This window comes from Sinomonas sp. P47F7 (genome assembly GCF_049332655.1).
Taxonomy (GTDB): Bacteria; Actinomycetota; Actinomycetes; order Actinomycetales; family Micrococcaceae; genus Sinomonas.
In genome coordinates this window covers 1,085,952-1,112,492 of sequence record NZ_CP186327.1, presented here as the reverse complement: position 1 = coordinate 1,112,492, position 26,541 = coordinate 1,085,952, and the positions used below count along the sequence as shown (strand labels likewise).

At 70.5% G+C, this 26,541-nt stretch carries 22 protein-coding genes and 1 riboswitch; of the genes, 11 read left to right on the top strand and 11 right to left on the bottom strand.

Annotation, left to right across the window (positions count from 1 at the left end; all coding sequences use genetic code 11):
- Positions 1 to 179: 179 nt before the first annotated feature.
- The 3 genes from ACOKR1_RS05380 to ACOKR1_RS05370 all read right to left on the bottom strand — a co-directional run bounded on the left by ACOKR1_RS05380 (position 180) and on the right by ACOKR1_RS05370 (position 6,528).
- Positions 180 to 3,242: an alpha-mannosidase gene (locus tag ACOKR1_RS05380; RefSeq protein ID WP_422936559.1), complete on the bottom strand. Its 3,063-nt coding sequence runs from the start codon at positions 3,240 to 3,242 to the stop codon at positions 180 to 182.
- Positions 3,243 to 3,353: 111 nt separating this feature from the next.
- Positions 3,354 to 4,196, bottom strand: a complete 843-nt coding sequence (gene fdhD / locus ACOKR1_RS05375) for a formate dehydrogenase accessory sulfurtransferase FdhD (protein WP_422935690.1) — start codon at positions 4,194 to 4,196, stop codon at positions 3,354 to 3,356.
- Entirely contained in the window at positions 4,171 to 6,528 is a 2,358-nt protein-coding gene (locus ACOKR1_RS05370; protein WP_422935689.1) for an FdhF/YdeP family oxidoreductase, read from the bottom strand. The genes fdhD and ACOKR1_RS05370 overlap by 26 nt, the downstream gene beginning before the upstream one ends.
- Positions 6,529 to 6,566: 38 nt before the next feature.
- Between ACOKR1_RS05370 and ACOKR1_RS05365 the strand changes: the two genes are divergently transcribed.
- Complete coding sequence (locus ACOKR1_RS05365) at positions 6,567 to 7,151, top strand: DinB family protein (protein WP_422935688.1); 585 nt, start codon at positions 6,567 to 6,569, stop codon at positions 7,149 to 7,151.
- 309 nt (positions 7,152 to 7,460) lie between these two features.
- Here ACOKR1_RS05365 and ACOKR1_RS05360 read toward each other — a convergent pair whose 3' ends face one another.
- The 6 genes from ACOKR1_RS05360 to ACOKR1_RS05335 form a co-directional block, all read right to left on the bottom strand.
- Positions 7,461 to 8,801 carry a molybdopterin molybdotransferase MoeA gene (locus ACOKR1_RS05360; protein ID WP_422935687.1) on the bottom strand — a complete coding sequence of 447 codons (1,341 nt, stop codon included), beginning with the start codon at positions 8,799 to 8,801 and terminating at the stop codon, positions 7,461 to 7,463.
- Positions 8,798 to 9,838, bottom strand: coding sequence for an NTP transferase domain-containing protein (locus ACOKR1_RS05355; RefSeq protein ID WP_422935686.1), 1,041 nt, complete (start codon positions 9,836 to 9,838; stop codon positions 8,798 to 8,800). The genes ACOKR1_RS05360 and ACOKR1_RS05355 overlap by 4 nt, the downstream gene beginning before the upstream one ends.
- Positions 9,802 to 10,302 carry an HNH endonuclease gene (locus ACOKR1_RS05350; protein WP_422935685.1) on the bottom strand — a complete coding sequence of 167 codons (501 nt, stop codon included), beginning with the start codon at positions 10,300 to 10,302 and terminating at the stop codon, positions 9,802 to 9,804. Before ACOKR1_RS05350 ends, ACOKR1_RS05355 begins: the two co-directional genes overlap by 37 nt.
- A 281-nt stretch (positions 10,303 to 10,583) precedes the next feature.
- On the bottom strand, positions 10,584 to 11,312 hold the full coding sequence (locus tag ACOKR1_RS05345; protein ID WP_422935684.1) for an NlpC/P60 family protein: 729 nt from the start codon (positions 11,310 to 11,312) through the stop codon (positions 10,584 to 10,586).
- A gap of 100 nt (positions 11,313 to 11,412) precedes the next feature.
- Complete coding sequence (locus ACOKR1_RS05340) at positions 11,413 to 11,571, bottom strand: hypothetical protein (protein WP_422935683.1); 159 nt, start codon at positions 11,569 to 11,571, stop codon at positions 11,413 to 11,415.
- Between the two features lie 136 nt (positions 11,572 to 11,707).
- A riboswitch (cyclic di-AMP (ydaO/yuaA leader) is annotated at positions 11,708 to 11,869 on the bottom strand.
- Positions 11,870 to 12,240: 371 nt separating this feature from the next.
- Positions 12,241 to 12,936 carry a metal-dependent transcriptional regulator gene (locus tag ACOKR1_RS05335; RefSeq protein WP_422935682.1) on the bottom strand — a complete coding sequence of 232 codons (696 nt, stop codon included), beginning with the start codon at positions 12,934 to 12,936 and terminating at the stop codon, positions 12,241 to 12,243.
- Positions 12,937 to 13,163: 227 nt separating this feature from the next.
- Between ACOKR1_RS05335 and serC the strand changes: the two genes are divergently transcribed.
- Positions 13,164 to 14,297, top strand: coding sequence for a phosphoserine transaminase (serC, locus tag ACOKR1_RS05330; RefSeq protein ID WP_422935681.1), 1,134 nt, complete (start codon positions 13,164 to 13,166; stop codon positions 14,295 to 14,297).
- 124 nt (positions 14,298 to 14,421) lie between these two features.
- On the opposite strand, the gene ACOKR1_RS05325 is transcribed toward serC, so the two are convergent.
- Positions 14,422 to 14,928, bottom strand: coding sequence for a DUF3027 domain-containing protein (locus tag ACOKR1_RS05325; RefSeq protein WP_422935680.1), 507 nt, complete (start codon positions 14,926 to 14,928; stop codon positions 14,422 to 14,424).
- A gap of 13 nt (positions 14,929 to 14,941) precedes the next feature.
- Positions 14,942 to 15,319, bottom strand: a complete 378-nt coding sequence (locus ACOKR1_RS05320; RefSeq protein ID WP_415856133.1) for a cold-shock protein — start codon at positions 15,317 to 15,319, stop codon at positions 14,942 to 14,944.
- A 199-nt stretch (positions 15,320 to 15,518) separates the two neighbouring features.
- Here ACOKR1_RS05320 and ACOKR1_RS05315 point away from each other — a divergent pair, with 199 nt between their 5' ends.
- The 9 genes from ACOKR1_RS05315 (at position 15,519) to ACOKR1_RS05275 (ending at position 26,181) form a co-directional block, all read left to right on the top strand.
- On the top strand, positions 15,519 to 15,731 hold the full coding sequence (locus tag ACOKR1_RS05315) for a hypothetical protein (protein ID WP_415856132.1): 213 nt from the start codon (positions 15,519 to 15,521) through the stop codon (positions 15,729 to 15,731).
- 4 nt (positions 15,732 to 15,735) lie between these two features.
- A complete protein-coding gene (locus tag ACOKR1_RS05310; RefSeq protein WP_422935679.1) occupies positions 15,736 to 18,129 on the top strand; it encodes a helicase-associated domain-containing protein in 2,394 nt (797 codons plus the stop codon).
- A gap of 12 nt (positions 18,130 to 18,141) precedes the next feature.
- Positions 18,142 to 19,785: a DNA repair helicase XPB gene (locus ACOKR1_RS05305; protein ID WP_422935678.1), complete on the top strand. Its 1,644-nt coding sequence runs from the start codon at positions 18,142 to 18,144 to the stop codon at positions 19,783 to 19,785.
- A gap of 172 nt (positions 19,786 to 19,957) precedes the next feature.
- Positions 19,958 to 20,422, top strand: a complete 465-nt coding sequence (locus ACOKR1_RS05300) for a DUF6220 domain-containing protein (RefSeq protein ID WP_422935677.1) — start codon at positions 19,958 to 19,960, stop codon at positions 20,420 to 20,422.
- Between the two features lie 21 nt (positions 20,423 to 20,443).
- Positions 20,444 to 22,396, top strand: coding sequence for a multicopper oxidase family protein (locus tag ACOKR1_RS05295; RefSeq protein ID WP_422935676.1), 1,953 nt, complete (start codon positions 20,444 to 20,446; stop codon positions 22,394 to 22,396).
- A gap of 94 nt (positions 22,397 to 22,490) precedes the next feature.
- Positions 22,491 to 23,195 carry a response regulator transcription factor gene (locus ACOKR1_RS05290; protein WP_422935675.1) on the top strand — a complete coding sequence of 235 codons (705 nt, stop codon included), beginning with the start codon at positions 22,491 to 22,493 and terminating at the stop codon, positions 23,193 to 23,195.
- A 1-nt stretch (position 23,196) separates the two neighbouring features.
- The gene (locus ACOKR1_RS05285; RefSeq protein WP_422935674.1) at positions 23,197 to 24,756 is read left to right on the top strand and encodes a sensor histidine kinase; all 1,560 of its coding nucleotides are present in this window, start codon (positions 23,197 to 23,199) and stop codon (positions 24,754 to 24,756) included.
- A gap of 102 nt (positions 24,757 to 24,858) precedes the next feature.
- On the top strand, positions 24,859 to 25,146 hold the full coding sequence (locus tag ACOKR1_RS05280) for a WXG100 family type VII secretion target (RefSeq protein ID WP_422935673.1): 288 nt from the start codon (positions 24,859 to 24,861) through the stop codon (positions 25,144 to 25,146).
- 69 nt (positions 25,147 to 25,215) lie between these two features.
- Positions 25,216 to 26,181, top strand: a complete 966-nt coding sequence (locus ACOKR1_RS05275) for an RNase H family protein (protein WP_422935672.1) — start codon at positions 25,216 to 25,218, stop codon at positions 26,179 to 26,181.
- Positions 26,182 to 26,541: the final 360 nt, after the last annotated feature.

Here is a 26,541-nt window from a genome sequence, read left to right as displayed (position 1 = left end):
ATCATGAATGTGTGAACACGACCTGTCAGGGGGATGGGCGGTTCTGCATTGGGGGGATGAGGGGCGGCGGCCTACGGGCCGCCACCCCTCAGCCGTTTTCCCACACTTTGGGCGCCTAAGACCGGCCTTGGGTTGCCTAAGACTGGCCCTGGGCTGCCTAAGACCGGCCCCGAATCCGCCTAAGACTCGCGGCGGAATCGCAGGGTCACCAGCTGGAACGGCCGCAGGCTCATCGCCACGGAGCCGCCCTCGAGCGGCTCGATCCGGGCGCCCACCGATGCATCCGAAGGCGAGAGCGGGCGTTCGAGCAGGTCCACCGATTCGGCGCACGCGGCCTCGAAGCCCGGCGCCACCGTCACGGCGGCCCGCTCCCCCAGCGCCTCGTACAGGCGCACCACCACGTCGCCCGAGCCGTCCTCGGCGAGCTTGACCGCCTCGACCACCACGCCCGGGTTGTCGACGACGACGAGCGGCTCGACCTCACGGCCCCCGCGGACGATCCGAGGCTCGAGGTTGGTGCGGTAGCCCTCCTCGACCGCGTCCGCGATCGAGGCTCCCGGGCGCACCGTCACGGTGAACTCGTGGCGGCCCTGATCGGCCTGCGGGTCGGGGTACGTGGGCGCCTTGAGGAGCGAGAGCCGCAGAGTCGTCGTCGTGCCGCCGTCGGCCCGAACAGCCCTCGTGACGTCGTGCCCGTACGTGGACGAATTCGTCACCGCGACGCCGTACGAGCCTTCGCCCACATGCGTCCAGCGGTGCGCGCACGTCTCGAAGCGGGCCCAGTCCCACGAGGTGTTCGTCGGGATGTCACGGAACACGTGGCCAAACTGGATCTCCGACGCCGAGCGCTCCGCCCGGAGATCGAGCGGGAAGCCGAGCTTGAGGAGCTTTTCGTGTTCGTGCCAATCGACCACGGTTTCGATCCGGATCGACGCTGCGCCCGGCGCAAGCACGATCCGCTGCACGATCGCCGACGAGCGGAACTCGCGCCGCACCTCGACGATCGCCTCCCCCTCGCCCCCCATCGACGCCTCGACGGACGTCGCGTCGCTGAGCTCCGTGACCGTGCGCCGGTAGAACGGGTCGATGTCCCACGCATCCCACTCGTTGGGCGTGTCACGGTGAAGCTCGAGCAGATTGCCCGCGGCGCCGGGCGCGATGGCCTCGCGTCGTGTCGCCAGGTCCTGCAGCGAGACGAGCAGGCCGCGCTCGTCGACCGCCGCGCGAACCAGGCCGTTGTCGAGGACCCAGCGCCGCCCGCCGTCGTCCGCTGTCCACTCGCCGAGCCTCGCGTCGCCTGAGGAACGCACGACGGCGGCCGCGCCCAGAGCGCGCACCCCACCCCTGGTGTGGGGCGCCGAGTTGAGCAGGAGCTCGGTACCGCCCTCGCCGACGAGCGCGCCCACCGCGCCCGCGATGAGGCCCTCGAGCTCGGCCGCGACCGTCTCGTAGTTCCGCTCAGCGTCGCGATAGACCCACGCGATCGAGCTCCCGGGCAGAATGTCGTGGAACTGCTGGAGCAGGACGATGCGCCAGAGGCGCCGCAGCTCGTCGGCCGGATAGGCCACGCCAGCGCGGACCGAAGCCGTGGCGCACCACAGCTCGGCCTCGCGGAGCAGGTGCTCGCAGCGTCGGTTGCCGCGCTTGGTGCGGGCCTGGGACGTGTACGTGCCGCGGTGCTTCTCGAGGTACATCTCCCCGGTCCACACGGGCGGATCGCTGTACTCGGCCTCTGCCGCCGCGAAGAAGTCGCGCGCCACGCCTAGCTCGACGCGCGGCGAGCCCTCCACGTCGCGGGCGCGGCGCGCGGCCGCGAGCATCTCGCGCGTGGGGCCTCCGCCGCCGTCGCCATAGCCGAACGGGACGAGGCCCAGGGTCGCGCGCCCCTTGTCGCGGAAGTTGCGCTCGGCGTGGGCGAGCTCGGAGGCCGCGAGGTCGGAGTTGTAGTTGTCCGTCGGCGGGAAGTGCGTGAAGACGCGGCTCCCGTCGATCCCCTCCCACAGGAAGCTGTGGTGCGGGATCCGGTTGACCTGGTTCCAGGACGTCTTCTGGGTGAGGAAGTAGCGCTCCCCCGCCGCTCGGACAATCTGCGGGAGCGACGCCGAGTAGCCGAACGAGTCGGGAAGCCACGCCTCCTCGCACTCGACGCCGAACTCCTCGAGGAAGAAGCGCTTGCCCTCGACGAACTGGCGGGCCATCGCCTCGCTTCCCGGCATGTTCGCGTCCGATTCGACCCACATGCCGCCCACGGGCATGAACCGCCCCTCGGCGACCTTCTCCTTGATCCGTTCGAAAAGCTCCGGATAGCCGTCCTTGATCCACTGGAGCTGCTGCGCCGACGAGCACGAGAACGTCAGCTCGGGGTCCTCGTCCATGAGCGTCACGACGTTGGAGAACGTGCGCGCGCACTTGCGGACCGTCTCGCGGACGGGCCACAGCCACGCGGAGTCGATGTGCGCGTGGCCGGTCGCGACGAGGCGGAGCGCGCTGTTCGAGGCCGGGGCGGAAAGAACGGGCGCAAGCGCCTCGCGGCCTGCCGTGGCGGTTCCGGAGACGTCGTCGGGGTCCACGAGATCGCAGACGCTTTCGAGCGCGCGGAGGATCTCGTACCGCCGCGGCCGGTCCATGGGGAGCTCGTGCATGAGCCCACGCAGGCTCAGCACGTCCTGAAGGAGCTCCCACACCTCGACATCGCGCTCGGCGAGCGCCATCGCGCCGAAGCGGTAGAGGGGCTCGGGGCTCGCCGTCTCGGGGTCGCCCTGGGCCGTGGGGATGAACTGCCAGCCCTGCGTGACGTCCGGGTTCGCCGCGGCCTCGACGTAGAAGTCGACGCCGGGGCCGCCCCCGAGCGCCGCGACCGGGATGTACGCGTTTCTCGGGTTGAGCGCCTTGATCGGCGCGCCGTCGGGCCGCCAGGCCTGGCCCTCGCATTGGAAGCCCGGCTGCTGAGCCGTGAAGCCCAGATCCACGAGGGCCTCGACCGCGAAGCCCTCGGCGCCCCAGCCCTCGGGGACCTCCCCCGTGAGACGCAGCCACGTGGTGCGCCAGGCCGGCCCCCAGGCCTCACCCCGGCCCGTGGGCACGTACTCCTGGGCGATCGCCTCCTTCGCCGGGACCGGCTCTCCGGGGGCGTCCCAGCGCTCGGCCCGCAGCGGCACGGTCCGGCGATAGACACTGGCCTCGAGGCGGTCACGAACGAACCTGTCGATGCGGGCTTCGGTGATGAGCCTGTCGTCGTGCACAGACACTCCGATCCATCAAATCGTTAGAGTAATAGGCGCATTCCAAGCTACCCGCGCGTAGCGCGGAGCGGAAGCGGTTGCCATGGGCTTGGCCAAACTGTTGTACGAGGCTCAGGCGAGGAGCCGCTCGTGCCCCGCGTACACGTTGAAGCCCGTGCCCCGGCTGAAGCCCACGAGCGTCACCCCGGACTCCTCGGCGAGTTCGACGGCGAGCGACGACGGCGCGCTCACCGCCGCCAGGACGGGGATCCCCGCCATCGCAGCCTTCTGCACGAGCTCGAACGAGGCGCGCCCCGAAACCTGCAGGACGGTCCCGCGCAGCGGCAGGAGCCCCGCGCGGAGCGCCCAGCCGACCACCTTGTCCACGGCGTTGTGCCGCCCCACATCTTCGCGGAGGCACACGAGCTCGGCCGAGGTTCCGCCCTCGCCCACGCGGAAAAGCCCCGCCGCGTGGACGCCGCCCGTCTTCTCGAAGAGCGCCTGAGCCTCGCGGAGGCGAGCCGGCAGGCCGGCGACGAGCTCGGGAAGGAGGCGCACGCCGTCGTCCGCGGGGCTGTGGTGACCCGAGCGACGCACGGATTCGATCGAGTCTGTGCCGCAGATGCCGCACGAGCTTGAGGTGTACACGGCCCGCCCGATCTCGGGCGCGACGACATCGGGGCGCAGCTGCGCTTGGACGACGTTGAACGTCTGCTGCCCGTCGGCGTCCTCGCCCCCGCAGAAGCGCTCGGACACGATCTGCCCGGGCTCCCAGACGACGCCCTCGGACACGAGGAAGCCCGCAACGAGGTCGAAATCGTCGCCGGGCGTGCGCATCGTGACGCTGTAGGAGAGGATGCCGAGCCGAATCTCGAGGGGCTCCTCGACGGCGAGCACGTCCTCCTTGTCGCGGACGGGGTGCTCGCTGTCCAGAACGTACTTGCGCACCTTACGGCGCTGGCTCAGCCGACCCATGACGGCCTCCTTCCACGCTGGCCGCGCCCGCGCCGTCGCCCGTTTCGTGGCGCTCGAAGCGGACGGTGAGGGCCTTGAACCCCGGGGTGTTGGATTCGCGCGCCACGAGGTCGCGGTGCACGAGGGCGTTGGCCTCGGGGAAGTATGCGGCCGCGCAGCCCCGCGCCGTCGGGTACGCGACGAGCCGGAAGCGGTTGGCGCGGCGCTCTTCGCCCCGGAACACGCTCACCACGTCCACGAGCTCGCGGTCCTCGAGCCCGAGCCCCGCAAGGTCCTCAGGGTGGACGAGGATCACGCGGCGGCCGTCGGAGATGCCGCGGTAGCGATCATCCTGGCCGTAGAACGTCGTGTTGTACTGGTCGTGGCTGCGGACCGTCTGGAGGATGAGGTGACCCGCGGGCGCCTCGAGGTACTCGAGCGGGCTCACCGTGAACTGTGCGCGGCCGGCGCCCGTCGCGAACGTTCGCGTGTCGCGCGGCGGGTTGGGGAGCTGGAAGCCGTTTCGCTGCCTGACGCGCCGGTTGAAGTCCTCGAAGCCCGGAATCACGCGGGAGATGTGGTCGCGGATCACGTCGTAGTCCTCGGCCATCGCACGCCAGTCCACGGCATGGTCGTCGCCGAGCGCCGCGACGGCGAGGCGCGCCACGATGACCGGCTCGGCGAGGAGATGCTCCGAGACGGGCTCGAGCCGGCCCTGCGTGGAATGGACCATCGACATCGAGTCCTCGACGGAGAGGAACTGGCGGCCGGACGGGTGCTTGTCGTCCCGGTCCGTGCGGCCGAGGGTCGGGAGGATGAGCGAGGTGCGGCCGTGGACCACGTGCGAGCGGTTCGGCTTCGTCGAGATGTGGACGGTGAGCCCGGCGCGCTGCATCCCGGCCTCGAGCGCCGCGGTGTCCGAGTTGGCCTGCGCGAAGTTGCCGCCGAGCGAGACGAACACGTCCACATCGTCGCGCTCGAACGCGGCGAGCGCCTGCGTCGAGTCGAAGCCGTGCTCGCGGGGCGAGTCGATGCCGAACTCGGCGTCGAGCGCGGCGAGCAGCGATTCGTTCGGCTTCTCCCAGATGCCCATGGTGCGGTCCCCCTGGACGTTCGAGTGGCCGCGCACCGGACACGCGCCCGCACCCGGCTTCCCGAAGTTGCCCTGGAGCAGAAGCAGGTTCACGATCTCCCGGATGGTGTCCACCGAGTGCGGCTGCTGCGTGAGGCCGAGCGCCCAGCACACGATGGTCGCCTTCGAGTCGACGAGCAACCGCGCGGTGGCCTCGATCTCGCCGCGCGTCAGTCCGGTCGCGCGCTCCGTCACGTCCCAGTCGAGCGACGCGCGCGCCGCGGCATAGGCTTCGAAGCCTTCCGTCTGCGCCTCGACGAACGCGCGGTCGACGACGGCGCCCGGCACCTTGCGCTCTTCCTCGAGGAGGAGGTGGCCGAGGGCCTGGAACAGGGCGAGGTCGCCGCCGACCTTGATCTGGAGGAACTCGTCCGCGATCGTCGCGCCGTCCCCGATGTAGCCGCCCACCGTCTGCGGGTCCTTGAAGTGCAGGAGCCCCGCCTCCGGGAGCGGGTTGACGGCCACGACCTTGCCGCCACGGTCCCGGCATTCCTTGAGCGCCGAGAGCATGCGCGGGTGGTTCGTGCCGGGGTTCTGGCCGACCACGAACACCAGCTTCGATTCGTGAATGTCCTCGAGGGACACGGTCCCCTTGCCGATCCCGATCGTGGGGTTGAGCGCGGACCCGGAGGACTCGTGGCACATGTTCGAGCAATCCGGGAGGTTGTTGGTGCCGAGGCTCCGGGCGAACAGCTGGTACATGAAGGCCGTCTCGTTGGCCGTGCGGCCGGACGTGTAGAAGACGCAGCGATCCGGCGTCGTGGCGCGGAGGTGCTCGGCCACGAGCTCGAAGGCATCGGTCCACGAGATGCGCCGGTACCGGTCTTCGCCGGGTCGGAGCACAACCGGCTCGGCGATGCGGCCCTGCTTGCTCAGCCAGTAGTCCGTCTTGTCCAGAAGGGTCGCGACGGGATGCGCGTCCCACCACTCGGGCGTCACGGCGCTCGTGGTGGCCTCCTCCGCGACGGCCTTCGCGCCGTTCTCGCAGAACTCCGCGGCCTTGCGGTGTCCGTCAGGCTCGGGCCATGCGCAGCCGGGACAGTCGAAGCCGCCGCGCTGATTGATCCGAAGGAGCGAGCGAGCCGTCCGCACCGGACCCGCCTGCTCGAGTCCCCGCTCGAGGGCAACCGCGACTGCCTTGAGGCCGGCGGCCGAGGTCTCGGGCGGGCCGACGTGCAGGGAATCCTCGTTGATGTCCTTCACTCGCGACTGGGAGCTCATGGCTCCATCCTGCCCTTCCTGTGGCGGAGAATGCACCCATGACGGATCTCAGCGACCCCAAGACGGCCCTCCGGCACTATCTGCAGGACGGCCGTGACGCACTCCTGTGGAAGCTTGACGGGCTCACCGAGCGCGAACTGCGGCTGCCGCGCACGCCGACGGGGACGAATCTCCTCGGCATGGTCAAGCACATGGCCAACGTCGAGATCGGCTACTTCGGCGACACATTCGGCCGCCCGTGGCCCACGCCGGACGAGCGAGTCTCAGAGGCCGAGCTCGACGCCGACCCGCAGGCGGATTGGTACGCGACCGAGAATGAGTCCGCGGCGGGGGTCATCGACCTGTACCGCAGGGTCTGGACCTTCGCCGACGCCACGATCGAGGCTCTGCCCTTGGACGCACACGGCCGCGTTCCGTGGTGGCCGGACCACCGGAGCCACGTGACCCTCGGCCGGATCCTCGTTCATGTGCTCGTCGACCTCACCCGACACACCGGCCAAGCCGACATCCTGCGTCAATCGATCGACGGGACCGTGGGGATGCAGGCCGGCAACAGCAATATCCCGGACGAGGATTGGCCCACGTACGTTGGAAAGCTCACGGCACTGGCGGAGCGCTTCTGATCGTGCTCAGTGGTGGTCCGGGCCCGTAACATGAGGCCCATGGCCACTGGGGGCAAGCGGAAATTCAACTGGATCGTCTTCGTTGTGGAATTCGGACTGTTCAGTCTTCTGTGGCGAAATATCGGGGTCGTGGACGCTTTTCTCGCCGGACTGGCCGGAGCCCTTGTAGTTCTCATGATCCAACGGTCATTCAGACGAGAGACGCCACGATTCTGAATGACGGCTGATGCGCGTGGCAAGGCCACATGCCTGCCGGGCGCATCAGTCATTCCCGAAGAGGGCCCCTGCCCCTCCGCGTGCGAAGATGCCCTACGCGTCCAGGCCGCTCCAGTCCACGGGATCCTTCGAGCCCACTGAGCGGCGCTTTGGCTTGGACCCAGGCTTGGCCGCCGACGGCTCGGTGAGCGGCCGGCCCCATGGCAGCGGGAACACCTCGATCGGCTCCCCGAGTTCGACGCCGTGCGGCGGCACGACCATGATCCCGTCCGCCCGCGCGAGCCCCCGGAGCATCCCCGAGCCGCTCGCGCCCGCCGGCGAGGCCATGCCATACATGCGCCGAAACGGCACGAGCCGCGTGCGCTTGAGCTCCGGCTCGAACACGGCGCCAGAGGGCAGTTCGACGGCGGAGAGCGGCGGGCGTCCCGACATCGCCGCGAGCAGGGGCTCGCCGACCGCGAGGAATCCCATGATGGCCGCGAGCGGATTGCCGGGCAGCCCGACGAAGAACCGCCCGTCGGGCAGCTCCGCGAGCACCGTGGGGTGCCCCGGCCGCATCGAGACCCCGTCCACGACGAACCGCCCGCCGAGCTCGGCGACGATCTCCCGCAGGTGGTCCGACTCCCCCCGGCCCGTCCCACCCGTGGTGATGACGACGTCGGCCGGGCCCTCTCCTGGAACCCCCGCGGCGCCGTCATTCGTCGCCGCGTCGTCGGCGAGGGCCGCGCGCCACTCGGCGCCGTCGTCGCCAATCTTGCGCTGCCCCGCGAGAACGCCGCCGTAGGCCGCAACGAGGGGCGGGACGAGGAAGCTGAACACGTCGCGGACCTGGCCGGGGGCGGGCGAGCCGGACTCGATGACCTCGGCGCCGGTCCTGACCACGCGGACCCAGGGGCGCCCTTCGACGGGGAGCTCGTCGTAGCCCGCGAGGGCCGCGAGCGCGAGCTGCGCCGGGCCGAGCTCGGTTCCGGCCGTGAGGAGGACGTCGCCGGGCCGGGCCTCCTCGCCGGCCGGGCGGATGTCGGCCCCGCCGGACGGCGAGCCGGGCGGAGCGGCCGCGCTCAACCGGAGATGCGGCAGTCCGTCCTGATCAGGCGCGATCTCGCCGTGCTCGCGCCGCAGCACGGCGCGCGTGCCTTGAGGCAGGGCGCCGCCAGTGACGATCGGGCTGGCCTGGTGGGCTGTCAGCGGCTCCCCCGCGCCAACAAGGATCCACGGCCCGCTCCCGCTCACGGCCCAGCCGTCCATCGCGGACGAGGAATAGTGCGGCATGGCGGTGAGCGCCTCGAGGTCCTCGGCGAGGGTCCGCCCGGCGCAGCGCGCGAGCGGCACGCGGGCCGGAGGGATGCGCGCACCCGCCGCAGCCGCCGCGGCGCGCGCCTCCGACCAGGAAAGGTGCAGGGGGTGCGGCGCGCTCGCGGCGCCGTCCGTCATTCTCCGGTTCCGGCCTGCGCGGCGCGTGCCTTCGCAAGCCGGCGGGCCACGTCCATCGCGGACTCCATGGCCGCAGTCTCCCCGGCCTGCCCGCGTCCGGCGGCCAAGCCAGCGGCGTAGGCGGCGAGGAACGTCGTGAGCGGGGCGGCCGGGCGGACGACGGCGTGCGCCGCCACTCCTGCGAGCCCCAGGACGGCGTCGATGTCCACCTCGAGCCCGCCGAGCTCGAGGGCCTCGATGAGCTCGGCGCACCACGCGCGGAGAATCTCGTCCTGCGCGTCGCTGGCCGGCGGGGTGCCTTGATCTGCGCCGGGCGCTGTCTCAGACATCGTTGGCTCCTCCGGTTCGCTCGGCGCGCCCGGGCCCTCCGGACGGCGAATGCCCCAGCGCTCCGCCGCCGGCCACGTGTCGACGTCGTCGGTCACGCCCGGGGGCAGGCGCAAGGACTGCACAGTCAGCCTAGCAACGAGGTGCCGCAGCGGGCGGTCGGCGAGGCCGCCGTCGTCCGTCAGCGTCGCAAGGGCGCGTTCGAGCGGCCCTCTCCGATAGAGCGCGAGGAGCGGCTGCTGCCGCCCGCCCGCGTCTTCGGCAATCAGGGCCTCGGACGAGACCCCCGCGGCGACCGCGCGGAGCAGCGGCGCGAGCGCCTCGTCGGCGCGCGGGAGGTCCGCGGCGAGCACGGCGACCCACTCGGGGGCGCCCCGCCACTCCGCGAGGGCAGCGACGCCCGCGGCGAGGGCGGCGAGAGGCCCCGCGAAGCGCGGCTCCTCTAGCGTGAACACGACGCAGGGGTGTGGGGACTCCCCCGAGCCCGGCTCGGGGCCGACGACGGCGACGCGCCGCGCCGCGCTCACGGCACCCAGAGCGCGGTCGAGGAGCGTGACGCCCTCGTACACCAGGCGGGGCTTGGGATACCCTCCCAGGCGACTCGAACGACCGCCCGCGAGCACGATCGCGTCGAAGGCGAGCCTGGTGCCCCCGAACTCGGGCGTGTCGCTGTTCAGGCGGCCGACTCCGGCGCGAGGAACGGACTCCACTGGGCCACGGGCTTCTCCAACTCCTTGATCTGCCACACGGTCCCGACCGGGGCCTGAGGCGTGAAACGGAGCTTCCACCCCATCTCCGCTGGAGTCTGATCGCCCTTGACGTTGTTGCACCGCAGGCAGCACGCGACCAGATTCTCCCAGCTGTCCGCGCCACCGCGGGACTTGGGCAGGACGTGATCGATCGTGTGGGCGGTCTTGCTGCAATACGCGCACACATGCCCGTCGCGTCGCAGCACGCCCCGTCTGCTGACGGTCGCCGCGTGCGTGCGGCGCGGTCTGATGTACCGGTTGAGCAGGATGACGGAGGGACGCCCCAGGACATCGCGGGGGCCGACGACTGGATCGCCGTCTTCGGCCACGATGCTCGCCTTACCGGCGAGGACAAGGACGAGCGCCCGGCGGAAGCTGACTACCGCCAGTGGTTCGTATCCGGCATTCAAGACGAGTGTGCGCATGCGCGTGCCTCTTCACGGCCGCACCCGGTCAGGGGCACAGGGCCGGCTGCCCTGTGCTTGGCCGGGCTGATCGACTCTCTTAGAGTACTGAACGGATTTGCAGTTAACCGAACGGACCCTGCACCACGGCGCAACGTGTTTGCCATTGTTCACGCCTCAGACACCTGTGCCGACGCCTGCGGGCCTCCATCTACGCCGCCCACGCGCCGGCTTTCACCACCCCGGAAACGACAAGGCGCCCCTCCCGGAACGGGAGGAGCGCCTTGCCTGAGCTGTGGTGATCAGCCGCCGACGCGGATGAAGACCGGACCGGAGCCCACGTTCACGCTGTAGAGCGAGGTCGTGTTGCCGTTCCAACCGCCGTGCACGGCCATGCCGTTGCCGACGTAGACGGCGATGTGGGCCATGCCCATGCCACCGTTCTGGTAGTAGGCGAGGTCACCGGGCTGAGCCTCGGCGGCGCTCACCGTGCGGCCGAGCGAGAGGTAGCCGGCCGGCCAGCCGTGGTAGTAGATCCCGACCGCGGCAAGCGCGTTGGTCACGAGCGCGGTGCAGTCCTGGTGGACACCGAGCTGGGCGTACGCGGCGGCGGCGATCGCGGCGCCGAGGCCCGTCGAGGCGACAGGCTTCGCAACGGCCGTGGCGGTCTGCGCGACCGCGTTCGTCGTGGTGGCAGCGGTCTGAACGACCGGCGCCGGGGCCACAACCGGGGCGGCGGTCGACTCCACAGCGGGACGCTCGAAGCTCACCTGAGCACCGGCGTCGGCAGCCACGTTGGCGTCGACAGCCGTCTGAACCTCAAGAGCGGTCGGGGCGGATGCCTCGCGCTGCGTAGGGGCTTCAGCGGCGTTAGCAGCAACACCGCTGGTGAGGACGAGACCGGACGCTGCAGCAATAACGGCAGCCTGGCGACCCATGCCGCCGGCGTTCTCCGTCACCGCCTTCGCGATCACGGCGATGGAGGAAGTGTTCTCGGCGCGGTGCCGAGCGATTCCAGCGCGAGTGGACATCTGGGGCGTTTCTCTCTTTCGTCTCCCGCGCACCATGGGTCTCGGTGCGCGGATGAGGGCACGGCCACTGGGGGAAGCCGTGAGCCTCTCGATCAGGGGGTCAGCGGAGCGTGTAGAAGGCGGAGCTTGCTAGGTGCGGCGAGTTCGCCTTCTTTGACGCGACCACGCACGGGGCGCGGAATGCGTCGGAGAGGATCGCGGCCTTGCGCTGTGCATCCTCGATCACGACGGGCGAGCCCGACATGACGGTCAGATGCATTCCAGCAACAAACACGCCAGCCTGACGGCTGGCGCTGTCCGCGTTACCCGACGCGGCCTGCACAGCATCCCTGACGGGAATACTGCGGACCGGCGCGGCCCGGTGACGCGCAATGACGTTGCGTGACGACACAGAGGTAGCCTCTCCCAATGCCTGCGAGGTGAGCTGTCGGGTTCGGACTGGAAGTATCCGGCCTCCCGGTGCAAGCACCGGGCTGCTTTACCCCAAGGACCTCCCTTGTGAGGAGGACCGAAAGTGGTTCCCCCGCCCCTGCCAGACGGTTGTGCGAACGGATTCCGGACGGTGGCAGAGCTAGGCAATCCGACCGGATGTTCCAACTTGGTTGGAGTTGGAACAGGATCGAGCGTACCCGACCTCGCACCAAAAGTCACATTCGGATCACAGCGGGATCTCAGACAGTCACGGAGGGGATACAGCGGATTTCCAACTGTGCCCGAAACCACTGTAGCGGCGCGGAATTCGGGACATCTGGCCCTCCACGGGCCGAAGGGGGCTGCTCCTGGGTCAGATCAACCCCTCAGCCAAGCCCCTGCGCCGTAATCATCCCGTGACCATTATTGAGAGATGCGTCACACCTGACCGCGCTCTCAGTTTATCCATGGAGTGGATATTTGTGCGAAGACCGTGTTCGTTCGTGTGAATTTGCTGCTAGCTGATCGAAACGAAGACGTGGGCCGCGACCTCGACCGGCAGCTCGAGCGCGCCGTCGACCTTGGATGTCCGGACGGAGATGTAGTCGCCCACGCGCTCGAGCGCGATTCTGGCGCCCGGGCGGATCCCGCCCTCGTCGAGCTGGGCGAGCAGCTCTGGGTCCACCTGGATGGGCTCGGCGAGCCGGCACACCACCACGCGCGAGCCCGGAGCGTAGTCACGCATCGCGTCGACGAGTGTCACGACGCCCTGGGTGAAGCCCTCGGACGGCTCACCGCCGAGCGCCTCGAGGCCTGGGATCGGATTCCCGTAGGGCGACTCGCTCGGCTTGCCCAGGAGGTCATAGAGCCGCCGCTCGACGCGCTCGCTCATGACGTGCTCCCAGCGGCACGCCTCGTCGTGCACATAGGCCCAGTCGAGCCCGATGACGTCCGAGAGCAGGCGCTCGGCGAGCCGGTGCTTGCGCATGACCTCCGTGGCCCGCTTGCGCCCCGCCTCGGTGAGCTCGAGGTGCCGGTCACCCGAGACGACCACGAGCCCGTCGCGCTCCATGCGAGCCACCGTCTGCGACACGGTCGGCCCCGAGTGCCGCAACCGCTCGGCGATGCGCGCCCGCAGGGGAACGATCCCCTCCTCCTCGAGCTCGAGGATGGTGCGGAGGTACATCTCGGTGGTGTCGATGAGATCGGTCATGCGGTCAGCGGCTCCTCGTGACGAATGGCTGCGGCCCAGCCGGAGGCGATGCGAGCACTGGACACAGTGCGCAACGCCACTCACAGTCTAGCTTATTTTGAACTGCTCAGATTAGCGGCGTGCGACGGCGGCGCTTCTCGAATTCGCACGCCGCCGAAGCGTTGCGGCAGACTGTTTCGGGGGCGGAAGGGAGCCTACCGCCCGGAATCGCAAGCAAGGAGCCTTCTGTGAGCGCAACGACCCGATTGGACATCCCCGCCGACCTTCTGCCGGCCGACGGTCGCTTCGGCGCCGGGCCCTCGAAGGTCCGCAAGGAGCAGGTTGACGCGATCGCAGCCGCTGGCGCCAAGCTCCTGGGCACGTCTCATCGGCAGGCTCCCGTCAAGAACCTCGTGGGCTCGGTCCGCGAGGGGCTCTCAGCGTTCTTCCAGGCTCCCGAGGGTTACGAGGTGATCCTCGGCGTGGGCGGCTCCACCGCGTTCTGGGACGCGGCCTCGTTCGGGCTCGTGCGCTCGAAGGCGCAGCACCTCTCCTTCGGCGAATTCGGATCCAAGTTCGCGAAGGCCACGGACAACGCGCCGTTCCTCGAGGCCTCGAGCATCCTCACGTCCGAGCCCGGCACCCGTCCTGAGCCTGTGGCGGAAGCTGGGGTCGACGTCTATGCGTGGCCGCAGAACGAGACGTCCACGGGCGTCGCAGCCCCCGTGCGCCGCGTCCAGGGCGCCGACGAGGGCTCGCTCGTGGTGATCGACGCGACGAGCGCCGCTGGCGGCCTCGACGTAGACGTCGCCCAGAGCGACGTCTACTACTTCGCGCCCCAGAAGAACTTCGCGTCCGACGGCGGCCTGTGGCTTGCGCTGTTCTCCCCCGCCGCGCTCGCGCGCGTCGAGGAGATCAAGGCGTCCGGCCGCTGGATCCCGGACTTCCTGGACCTCAAGACCGCGGTCGACAACTCGAGGCTCAACCAGACCTACAACACGCCGAGCCTCACGACGCTCGTGAGCCTCAAGGCACAGGTCGAGTGGCTCAATGCGCAGGGCGGGCTTGCATGGGCCACGAAGCGCACGGCGGACTCCGCGAGCCGCGTCTACGCGTGGGCCGAGGCGTCCGACTTCGCGACGCCGTACGTCGCCGACCCGGCGGACCGTTCGAACGTCATCGCGACGATTGACTTCGACGAGGCGATCGACGCCGCCCAGGTCGCCAAGATCCTGCGCGCCAACGGCGTGGTCGACACCGAGCCGTACCGCAAGCTCGGCCGGAACCAGCTCCGCATTGCGACGTTCGTCGCGGTCGAGCCGGACGACGTCACGAAGCTCACGCAGTGCATCGACTACGTGGTGGGCCAGCTGCGCGGCTGAGCCAGCGCCGACCCTCGATCAAGGTTCAGGGACCAGCTCCGGCGGGTGGAACACCCGCGGGAGCTGGCCCCTGAACTGTTGGAGCCTGCGCTGTCAGAGCCTGAACTGTTAGAGAGAGTCCCCGTCAGTCGAGTTCGTCGTCGATGTCGGTGACGCCGGCCTCCTCGGCCTCGGCGTCGTCGTCATCCGCTTCGCCGGCGTCGTCCGCTTCGTCGGCGGCAGCCTCGTCGTCGTCCTCGGCCTCTTCGACCGCGGGGGCCTCCTCGTCACGGTCCTCAGGCCGCACGCGCTCGGACCACGGCACCCACTCGGGCGCGAGGACGGAGTTCTCGCTCGGGAGGATGCCCAGCTCGCTCACGGTCGGCGTCTTGGACCGCGACACGCGGGCGAGCGTCACGTACCACTGCCAGCCGCGGTAACCGGGGCGAAGGCTCTCGAAGAGGTGGGTGACGAGCCGCTCGCCCTCGCTCTTCGCGGCGACGTGCTGGCCGACCTGGGCAGGTTCGACGGCGACGAGCAGCGCCGCACGGGCGAAGTCGACGGAGCCGGCGAGGAACGCATCCGGCTTGCCCACGCGCCATACGGGCACGCCGGCGCGGCGCTCGGGCTTGGCAGAGGGGGCGGGAGTCACGTCGGGGCCCATGTCAGGCGTCGAGCTGATCCGCGACGCGGCGGAGGGCGGCCGCGATCACGGTGCCCTTCTCGGGATACGTGCCCTTCGAGAGCTGGCCGGACAGGTTGTCCAGGACGCTCACGAGATCCTGCACGATCGGGGCGAGCTCGCGCGCCGGCATGCGCTTCGCGCGGGCGACCGACGGGATCTTGTCCAGCACGCGGACGCTCAGGGCCTGCGGGCCGCGCTTGCCCTCGGCGACGCCGTACTCGAGCCGGGTCCCGGTCCTGATCTCCCCGGCATCGACGGGCACGGCGCTGCCCGGCAGGAAGACCTCGTGGCCGTCGTCGCCTGCGATGAACCCGAAGCCTTTCGCCTTGTCGAAGAACTTGACCTTGCCAGTGGGCACTGCCCTGACCCCAATCTGTCGATGCGGGCGAACCCAAGAGCCGCCCGCAGAAGAAACGCGCGCGCCGGACCCGGCGCCGCTACCTTCTAGGTTACTGGCTGGCCCGGCACGCCACTGCCGCGGTTCGCCTGAAGCACAGTGCGACTCACGTGACTATCGGACCGAGCAAGGAACCGCCGTCGCTGTTAGGTTTGGAAGCATGGCGCCAACATTCCGCCGCGCCGCCTCATGGGGCGGCGCCGCCGTCGCGGTCTTCTCCCTCGCCATGGTGGCGCTTGCCATCGGACTCGCCTCGTCGGGGCAGACCCCACCCGGCTGGATGGCCGGCGTCGTGCTGTACGGGCTCCCCGTCGCCTTCGCCCTCCTCGGCGCCGCACTCGTGGCGGGATTCATCGATCGGAGGAAGCGCTAAGGGCATGTCGTCGATCCGCGCTCTCGCCGAGGAACTCACAGCCCGGGGCAACGATTCCCTGCGCAGGCTCTTCACCTCCAGACCAGACCTCATCATGCCCGGCGTCCCCGACTTCGCTGCCCTCGCGGCCCGGGCCTGCGCGAGGGTGAGCCTCCAGCGCGCGCTCGAGACGCTGTCGAAGCCACAGCTCGAGGTCCTCGAAGCACTCGTGCTCACGACCGATGAGGACGAGGGCCGCAGCGGCAGCGCCGTCGAACTGCGGCACGCCGTAGGCAGCGCGACGCTCGGCACCCTCGACGCGATCCTCGCCGAACTCTCCCAGCTCGCACTCATCTATCGCGCCGATCCGCCGGACTCGATCCATTCCGCGTCCGGGAGCCGCCGCCGCTATTACCAGCCGGTCGCGCGGGTTCGCGAGGTCCTCGGAAGCTACCCGGCGGGGCTTGGCCGCTGCTACACCGAGCTCGCCACCGCGTCCCAGTTCTTCGCCGACCGGGCGGCGGACATCGTCAACTCCATCCCCGCGGCCACCCAACAGCAGCCGGTCGAGCATCACATCGCGGCGGCGTACGCGCTCGAGCGCTGGGCCGGGCTGCCAGAGGCACTCGACGGCGCCCCGCCCCGCACGCGCGAGGTCCTGGTCAAGTTCACGAACTGGCCCGTCGGCGCGGTCCCCCACGCCGAGGGGCGTGTCCGGCCCGGGCGGCGCACGGACAATCCGGTCGATTGGCTCCTCTCCCATGCCCTCCTCGTCTCGCTCGACGACGAGCACGTCGAGCTGCCCCGCCCCGTGGGCCTCGCGCTGCGCGGCGGCCGGATCGTGCCCGAGCTCTCGCTCGATCCGCCGGCCGCACCGAAGGCGACTACGAGCACGGCGTTGCGGCGCAACGCGGCGCTCGGTGCGATCGGCGAACTCCTTCGCCTCGTGAGCGCGCTCGCAGTCGAGGCCGCGGACAGGCCGGTCGAGACGCTCCGCGCGGGCGGCGTCGGAACGCGCGAGCTGCGGCGGCTCACGTCGGTGTTGCGGTGCGAGGCCGACCAGACCGTCCTGACCCTCGAGCTCGCCGCCGCGGCAGGCATCATCACGCTCGACGTCGACACCTCGACGTGGCGCGCGACGTCCGCCGAGCAGTGGCTCGGCATGGCCCGCCCGGACCAGTGGCTCCTCCTCGCTGCCGCATGGCTCGACTCGCCGCGGATGCCCTCGCTCGCGATGTCCCCCGAGGGCGGGGCGCAGCTCGCGCCGCTTGCCGGCGAGGGCCAGCGGCCCGACGCCGCGACGGTCCGTCGGCGCATCCTCGAGGTCTCCGCCGACCTCGGCGCCGAGGCGAACGCTCCCGAGGGGCGCGCGAGCGTCGTCTCGGGCGACGACATCAGGCGACGGCTCGAATGGGCCCAGCCACGGCTCGCGCGCCGCCTGCGCGGCCTCCTCGAGGGCGTCCTCGCCGAGGCCGCGATGATCGGCATCACGGGCTCGGGCGCCGTGACGCGGGCAGGGGCCGCCGTGCTGCGCGGCGACTTCGACGGCCTGCGGACGCTCCTCGACGAGATCCTTCCGCCGAGCGTCGACCGGATCCTGCTCCAGGCGGACCTCACCGCGGTCGCGCCGGGCTACCTCGAGCCTGGGCTCTCGCGGAGGCTCTCGCTCCTCGCGGACCCCGAGGGCCGCGGACCCGCGACCATCTACCGCTTCTCCGCGGCGAGCCTCCGCCGCGCGCTCGACGCCGGCGAGGACGCTGCGTCCATCACGGAGTTCCTCGCCGAACATGCCGAGACCGAGGTCCCCCAGCCGCTCGCGTACCTCGTCGAGGACACCGCGGCCCGCTACGGGCGGATCCGCGTGGGCCGGGCGGGTTCGTTCATCGTGAGCGACGACGAGGCCGCGATCGCGGGCCTCCTGCGCGAGCCGTCCGCCGCCCAACTGGGGCTCACGCAGATCGCGCCGACCGTCGTCGTAAGCAACGCCTCGCCGCAGGAAGCCGCGGCCGTCCTCCGCGATCTGGGCCTCGCGCCCGCCGTCGACACCTCGCTCGATCCCGCCGTGCGGCTCCAGCGGCTCCGCGGCGCGGCCGCGCTGGGCCTGCTCGTTCCCGCACCTCCCGCCATGGTTCCCAACCCGGACGACGTCGAAGCCCAGCTCGGCGTGCTGCGGAACCAGTCCGCCGTGGGCGGCAACGGCGAGGAGGCCGCCCCGATGCTCGGCATCGAGACGCTTCAGAAGGCCATCCGGCTCAAGCGGGCGGTACGCTTGAACATCGTCGATGCACTCGGCAACTCCACCGTCGAGGAGCTGCGCCCGGTCTCGATCTCGGCAGGGCGCGTGCGCGTCTTCGACCCCGAGCGGGAGACCGAGCGCGTGCTGAGCGTGCACCGCATTATCGATGTCGAACTTGCCTGATCTGAGGCCCCTATGACCGACGGCCCGCTCATCGTCCAGAGCGACAAGACGATCCTGCTCGAGGTCGACCACGCGCAGGCCACCGAGGCGCGCCACGCGATCGCGGCGTTCGCCGAACTCGAACGCGCCCCCGAGCACGTGCACACGTACCGCGTGACGCCGCTCGGGCTGTGGAACGCGCGCGCGGCGGGAATCGACGCCGAGAAGGTCCTCGACACGCTCCTCACCTACTCGCGCTTCCCGGTCCCGCACGCGCTCCTCATCGACATCGAGGACACCATGTCGCGCTACGGCCGGCTCCGGCTCGAGAAGGACCCCCAGCACGGCCTCGTGATGCGCACCGACGACTACCCCGTGCTCGAGGAAGTCCTCCGGGCCAAGGAGATCGGGCCGCTCCTCGGACCGCGCATCGACGGCGAGACGGTCGTGGTGCATTCGTCCCAGCGCGGCCAGCTCAAACAGGCATTGCTCAAGATCGGCTGGCCCGCGAACGACCTCGCCGGCTACGTGGACGGCACCCCGCACCCGATCGCGCTCGAGGAGAGGGGCTGGAGCCTCCGCCCGTATCAGAAGCTCGCAGCGGAGAACTTCTGGGCCGGCGGCAGCGGCGTCGTCGTCCTTCCGTGCGGCGCGGGGAAGACGCTCGTGGGCGCGGCCGCGATGGCGCAGTCGTCGACCACGACGCTCATCCTCGTGACGAACACGGTGGCCGCGCGCCAGTGGAAGGACGAGCTGCTCAAGCGCACGAGCCTCACGGAGGAGGAGATCGGCGAGTACTCGGGCTCGGTCAAGGAGGTCCGGCCGGTCACGATCGCGACGTACCAGGTGCTCACGGTCAAGCGCGGCGGCCTGTATCCCCATCTCGAACTCGTGGACAAGAACGACTGGGGCCTCATCGTGTACGACGAGGTGCACCTTCTCCCTGCGCCGATCTTCCGCATGACGGCGGACCTCCAGGCCCGCCGCCGGCTGGGGCTCACGGCGACGCTTGTGCGCGAGGACGGGCGCGAGGGCGAGGTCTTCTCGCTCATCGGGCCCAAGCGCTACGACGCGCCGTGGAAGGACATCGAGGCGCAGGGCTACATCGCGCCCGCCGACTGCGTCGAGGTCCGCGTGGACCTCCCCCGCGACGAGCGCATGGCGTACGCCATGGCGGACGACGCCGACAAGTACCGTCTGTGCGCGTCGAGCGAGACCAAGAACCAGGTCGTCGAGCAGATCGTGCGGCGGCACGCGGGAGATCAGCTCCTCGTGATCGGCCAGTACATCGACCAGCTCGACGAGATCGGCGAGCGGATCGACGCACCCGTGATCAAGGGCTCGACGAGCGTCAAGGAGCGGCAGCGGCTGTTCGACGCGTTCCGTGCGGGCGAGCTCAGCCGGCTCGTGGTCTCGAAGGTCGCGAACTTCTCGATCGACCTGCCGGAGGCCTCCGTCGCGGTGCAGGTCTCCGGCTCGTTCGGCTCGCGGCAGGAGGAGGCCCAGCGCCTCGGGCGGCTCCTCCGGCCCAAGGCGGACGGTCGCTCGGCCCGCTTCTACGCCCTCGTGGCCCGCGACACGCTCGACCAGGAGTTCGCCGCGAAGCGCCAGCGCTTCCTCGCGGAGCAGGGCTACGCGTACCGCATTCTCGACGCCGGCGATCTCGCCAAGGACTAAAGTCCCTATTTATTCCATCAATTGGCCGAACCTCTGGCCAAGGGCTTCGACGAGCCCTAGCATGGGAGGCGCTGGGACCTGCCAACTGCCGCAACCAAGGGGACCCTCGCCGGGGAGTCTGCGGCGCATTTCGGCGCTTTCTCGCCCGCACTCTGTTGTCAAGGACCCCCTCATGCGCAAGACCTTCCTTGTCATCTCCGCCCTCCTCTTCCTCGACACCATCGTCCAGCTCTACCTCGCCGGCTTCGGGAATTTCGGCGAGAAGGTAGTCGGTGACGAGTCCTTCACGCCGCACATGCTCAACGGCCAGATCGTCATGCGGTCCCTCGCGCTCCTCGCGATCCTCGTCGCGGCGCTCGCACGGGCAGGAAAGTCGACCATCTGGCTCACGGTCGGCATCTTCCTCCTCACGTGGGTTCAGCTCCTCGTCTTCATCGTGGGCGGGATCCTGACCGGCGCGAGCCGTGAGGCGCCGAACCTGCCCGGCGCGTGGGCCGTGTCGGTCCACGCCGTCACCGGCCTGCTCATCATCTTCTCGACCTATTGGCTCTTCCTCCGCGCCCGGCGGCTCAACCGGACCGGAAGCGCCGAGCGGGTCAAGAGGGTCAAGGAGCCGGCCCTCCCTACCTCGGCCTGATCTGCCCGAAGGCCGGGCCCCGTGGCGCCGTCCGCCGTCCTCGGAATCGATCTGATCCTCGCGGCCGCTTGCGCGGCAGCCTGGATCGCCGCGCTCGCCGCGCGCATCGTCCGGGAACGTCCGTCGGCGCCCGGGTGGCTTCCCGCGTGGAGCACCCTCGCAGCAGGAGGGCTCGGGGTGCTCCTCGCGGGCGTCAGGCTCGCCGTCCTCGCGACGGCGCGGCCCGAACTCGTGGACGATCGGCTCTCCGGGTGCCTCGCACTCACTCTTCCCGGCGCCGTGGCCGGCGCGGGTGCGGTGGCAACCGGTCAGCTGGCAACCGGCGCGCTAGCCCGCGCACGGTGGGCACGCGCCGTCGTCCGTCCCGGGCTCACCGCGGCGGCAGCGCTCACGACGGCGGGGCTGCTCGCCGTCGTCACGCTCGGCACGCCCGCGGGCTGGCTCCCGCTGGCCGTCCTCGCGGCGCTCGCGCTGCTCGGGACAGCCGCTGGCGCGCTCGGATTCCGCCGCAGCTGGCGGAACCCCGGCGCGATCGCGGTCGGGGGGCTTGGCGTCGCCGTGCTCGTGGGGGCGCTCGCGGTCTCGTGGATGGACAGCCGGGCCGCGGGGCCGTCGTCGTTCGCGTTCGCCGGTCACCACCTGGAGGCGAGCGCGGGCTCCGACTCGCCCGCTCCCGCGCGCAGCGTCGACGCGCTCCGCGGCCCCGCCCCCACCGGCCCCGTGCGCCGGTTCACACTCCACGCGCGCTCCGAGCGCGTGACCCTCGACGACGGCACGAGCGTAGACGCGCTCACGTTCGGCTCGCTGCCCGGGCCCGAGCTGCGGGCCGTGCAGGGGGAGACCGTGCGCGTGACGCTCGTCAACGAGAGCGTCGCGGATGGCGTCACGCTGCACTGGCACGGCTACGACGTCCCCAACGCGATGGACGGCGTGCCGGGCGTGACGCAGGACGCGGTCATGCCGGGCCAGACCTTCACGTACGAATTCCCCGCGGCGCAGGCCGGCACGTACTGGTATCACACGCACCAGAACGCGTCCGCCGACGAGCCCAAGGGGCTGTACGGGGCGCTCGTCGTCGATCCGGCGGGCGGGCCGACACCGGGGGTTCTGGACCTCACGGTGCCCGTGCACAGCCTCGGTGGCGCGACGTTGTTCGGAAGCCACGCCCGCACGTGGACGCAGCAGGCCGCGCCCGGCTCGCACGTGCGGCTGCGGCTCATCAACACGGACCAGCTCACCCAGCGCTTCAGTCTCGCCGGGGCGTCGTTCCGCCTCGCCGCGGTCGACGGCGGCGACCTCGCCGCCGTCGACGGCCCGTCTGGCGAGCTGAGCGGCACCGTGCTGCCGCTCGCCGCGGGAGGCCGCTACGACGTCGTCCTCACGATGCCCGACCACCCCGTCCAGCTCGCGCTCGAGGGAGCGCGCTCGGGTGGGCTCACGCTCGTGCCGCCCGGCGCGACGGCGGGGGCGCCGCGCTTCGCCGCCGGACCCGAGCTCGACCTCGCGAGCTATGGCGCCCGGGCCGCGGCGCCGGCACCTCGCGCGGACGCCTCTGCGACGTACGTGCTCGACCACCTCATCCGCTTCGTCGACGGGGTGCCGCGCTTCGCGTTCACGGTCAACGGCGCGGTGTACCCCAACATCCCGCCGCTCGTGGTCCGGGACGGCGAGCGCGTGCTCGTGACGATCGTCAATCGGAGCGACGAGATCCACCCCATGCACCCGCACGGGCACCACGTGCGCGTCCTCTCGATCGACGGACGGCAGGTCGCCGCAGACCTTCGCATGGACAGCATGGAGGTCCGGCCAGGGCAGGTCTGGACCGTGTTGCTCACGGCGGACAATCCAGGAATCTGGATGGACCACTGCCACAACCTCGCCCACGCGCGGGACGGCATGATGTTCCACCTCGCGTACGCCGGCGTCTCCACGCCGTTCACGCACAACGGCGCGTCCTCCAACCGCCCCGAATAGGCACCGGGGGCGCCAAGCCGCCGCCCAGCCGCGCCGCGTTCCGCACACAGAGTACATCCAGCCGGTTCACAGAAACTGAGCGCACGATGGGAGAGTGAAGAAGACCGGACCCGAAGCCAAGCTCCTCGTCGTCGACGACGAGCCGAACATCCGCGAGCTCCTCTCGACCTCCCTGCGCTTCGCGGGGTTCGAGGTCGTCGCGGCCAGCAACGGTCGCGAGGCCCTGAGCGCCGCCGAGGAGCACGCGCCGGACCTCATGGTGCTCGACGTCATGCTGCCCGACATGGACGGCTTCACGGTGACCCGCAAGCTCCGCGCGTCCGGCCGCTACGTGCCCGTCCTGTTCCTCACGGCGAAGGACGAGACCGAGGACAAGGTGCAGGGCCTCACGGTCGGCGGCGACGACTACGTGACGAAACCGTTCAGCCTCGACGAGGTCGTGGCGCGCATCCGCGCCGTGCTCCGGCGCACGCAGCCCGTCCTCGACGACGACGCCGTGATCCGCGTCGACGACCTCGAGCTCGACGACGACGCCCACGAAGTACGACGCGGCGGCCTGACCATCGACCTCTCCCCCACCGAGTTCAAACTCCTGCGGTACATGATGCTCAACCCGAACCGGGTGCTCTCGAAGTCGCAGATCCTCGACCACGTGTGGGAGTACGACTTCAACGGCGACGCCTCGATCGTGGAGTCCTACATCTCGTATCTGCGCCGCAAGGTCGACGCCAACGGGCCGAGCCTCATCCAGACCAAGCGCGGCGTGGGCTACGTCCTCAGGACGGCGGAGAAGCGCTGACGTGCTAGCCCGCTGGAAGAAGGCGTCGCTGCGTTCTCAGCTCGTCGCCATCATGATGGTGCTGCTGACGGCGGCGATCGTCTTCACGAGCGCTGGCACCCTCACCCAGCTGCACACGTTCCTGGTCAGCCAAGTCGACGCGAAGCTGCTTGACGCCTCGGACTACGCGCGGCAGAACCAGGACATCGACCTCCTCACGACGCGCAATCCGATCATGCCGTCCGACTACACGCTCGTCCTGTACACGGCCGGGGCGCCGCCGCGAATCTACCCGGTCGCGAACTCGAACGAGGTGCGGCCCGACGTCCCGACGCTCACAGCCGATCAGGCGCAGCAGATGCAGTCGAGCCAGACCATCCGGCAGGCCAACGGGACCGACCACGATTCAGACTGGCGCTACATCGCCATCCCCGTTCGGATCACGAGCACCGGCGAGCGCGCCGCGATGCTCATCGCGCTGCCGCTCACGAGCGTCGACGACGCGATGAACCACACGCTCCTGCTCGAGATCGTCGTGGGGGTGCTCGCGCTTGCGCTCGTGTTCTTCGTGGCGTCGTGGACCGTTACGCGCGCGTTCCGACCGCTGCGCCGCGTCGAGAAGACCGCCGCCGCGATCGCCGCGGGAGATCTCTCCCAACGCGTCGACGAGGAGGCCCCGGGCACGGAGCTCGGACGGCTCTCCTCCTCGCTCAACGCGATGCTCGCTCACATCGAGCGCGCCTTCCAGGATCGGACCGAGTCCGAGGCGCGCATGCGGCGCTTCGTCTCCGACGCGTCGCACGAGCTGCGGACCCCGCTCGTGACCATCCGCGGCTTCTCCGAGCTGTACCGGCACGGGGCGCTCTCGACGCCCACCGACGTGGGGACCGCGATGGGCCGGATCGAGAGCGAGGCGAAGCGCATGGGCACGATGGTCGAGGACCTGCTCACGCTCGCGCGCATCGACGAGCAGCGACCCGTGGTCCTGCGGCCCGTTGACCTGCTCCCGATCGGCCACGACGCCGTCGTGGACACCCAGGCGTCGGCTCCGGACCGGAGCGTGCGGCTCGTGGGGCTCAGCGACGGTCACGGCCCGGCCGCCGCGCCCGCGCTCGGCGACGAGGGGCGGCTGCGGCAGGTCGTGGGCAACCTCATGGGCAATGCCCTCGCGTACTCGGCGCCTGGGACGCCGCTTGAGATCGCCGTGGGCGTCAGGAACGACGGCGACCGGCGGGTCTCGGTGCTTGAGCTGCGTGACCATGGGGGCGGGATCTCGGAGAAGGACGCACCCAAGATCTTCGAGCGGTTCTACCGCGCTGACACGTCGCGCACGCGCGAAACGGGCGGGACGGGGCTCGGGCTTGCGATCGTCGCCGCGATCGTCGGGGCGCACGGCGGGCGGGTGCGCCACCGGACGACGCCCGGCGGCGGGGCAACGTTTGTCATCGAGCTGCCGTTCAAGCCCATTCCCGAGCCGCCTGCCGAGCCGCCCAAGGCGGGGCGTGCGGCTGCGGGGCCTGGCGCGCCGCAGGCCGGGCCCGGGGCGCCGTCAATTCCCCGCGAAGGATCCCCGACCCGCTGAGTTGTCCACATACGACGGCGGGCGGCTGCGGCGTGCCTGCTCGGCTCCCTAGGCTCGTGGTGACGGCGGGCAGGGGGCCCGCCCGCACGAGGGGGCTGAATCATGGCACTGCTGAAGGCCGATACCGAACACATGGACGCGAGCGCCCAGAGGGTCGCCGCGACGATTGAACGGCTCCGGGCCGAGGTGCTCGGCATGAGGGGCGCACTCGAGGACCTCCAGGGGAGCTGGCAGGGTCAAGCGGCGACGAACTTCCAGGCCGTCGTGGCGCAGTGGGGCGCAGCCGAGTCTCAGGTGCATACAACGCTCGACGCGATCGCCGCGGCGCTGTGGCACGCGAGTTCGGCCTACTCCGAGGTCGAGGGCAGCAACGCGCGGCTGTTCCAATAGCCTGGCCGCGGGCTGGGGGGCCGGGGCCGCTGCGATGGCGTGTCGGTCGCGTCTGGCAGGATGGTCGGCATGACGATCACCGCCGCCGCAGACGGCTCCGCCCTCGGAAATCCCGGCCCCGCCGGATGGGCTTGGTACGTGGACGACGACCGCTGGCACGCCGGCGGCTGGCCGCACGGCACGAACAATCAGGGCGAGCTCATGGCGGTGCTCGATCTGTTCCGCTCGACCGCGCACGTGCCCGAGGAGCACCTCCGGATTCTGTGCGACAGCCAGTACGTCATCAACTGCGTGACGAAGTGGATGCCGGGCTGGAAGCGCCGGGGTTGGAAGAAGGCGGACGGGAAGCCCGTGCTCAACGTCGACCTGCTGCGGCAGATTGACCAGGAGCTCGTGGGCCGCTCCTACACGTTCGAATGGGTCAAGGGCCATGCCGGGCATTCGCTCAACGAGGCCGCCGACGAGCGGGCGCGCGCGTGCGCGACGGCGTATCAGGCCGGGGTCGCGCCGGTCGAAGGGCCGGGGTTCGAGGGTGCCGTCGGTGTGTCAGCGGAGGCCCCCGTTCACGTCCCGTCCCGCACTCGGGCGGCCACCGCGCCGGCGGCCGTCGCGCAGGAGGTTGAGCCCGTCCAAGCTGACTTGTTCAGCGAGCTTCCCGTGACCGAGGGGCCCGTCGAGGGGACGTTTCCCGGCCAGCTTGACCTCGACGCGGTCGTCGAACTCGAGCAGGAGCTCCTCGACCCTGAGACCCGTGCTGACTTCGGCCAGCTCGCGTATCTCCTGCACCCCGAGTACCGCGAGATCGGGCAATCGGGCCGCCTCTGGGATCGCGACGAGACCGTCGACGCGCTCGTGCAGAACCCGGAGCTGAGCGTCGCGTTCGAGCTCCTCGACGCGACACCGCTCGGTCCCGACGTCATCCAGATTGTGTACCGAACCGAGAGCGCGGAGGGCTCGAGTCTCCGCAGTTCGCTGTGGCAGCGAACAGAAGGGCGCTGGCGCCTCCGCTTCCACCAAGGAACTCCGGAAGCGTAAGGCACAAGGCCTCCCACACTCCCCCGGCCCCCTCTTTGCGTCTCGGGTACAGCAACCCCGCCCCATCCCCCTTTCGGGTACAGCAACCCCGCCCCATCCCCCTCTCGGGTACAGCAACCCCGCCCCATCCCCTCTCGGGTACAGCAACCCCGCCCCATCCACTCTCGGGACGGCAACTTGCGCGCCTCTGGGGAGTTGGCGTACCCGAGACGGCTCTAGCGTGGGGTTGGCGGCACCCGAGACGGACAACCGCGGGCTTCACCCGAGTGGGGACCCCGCCGTCTTGCGGGCTTCGGAGCTGCGCCCGGCCGGTCGACGTCCCGCTGGCAGGCCAACCGTAGCCGCAATGCATAACCGTCC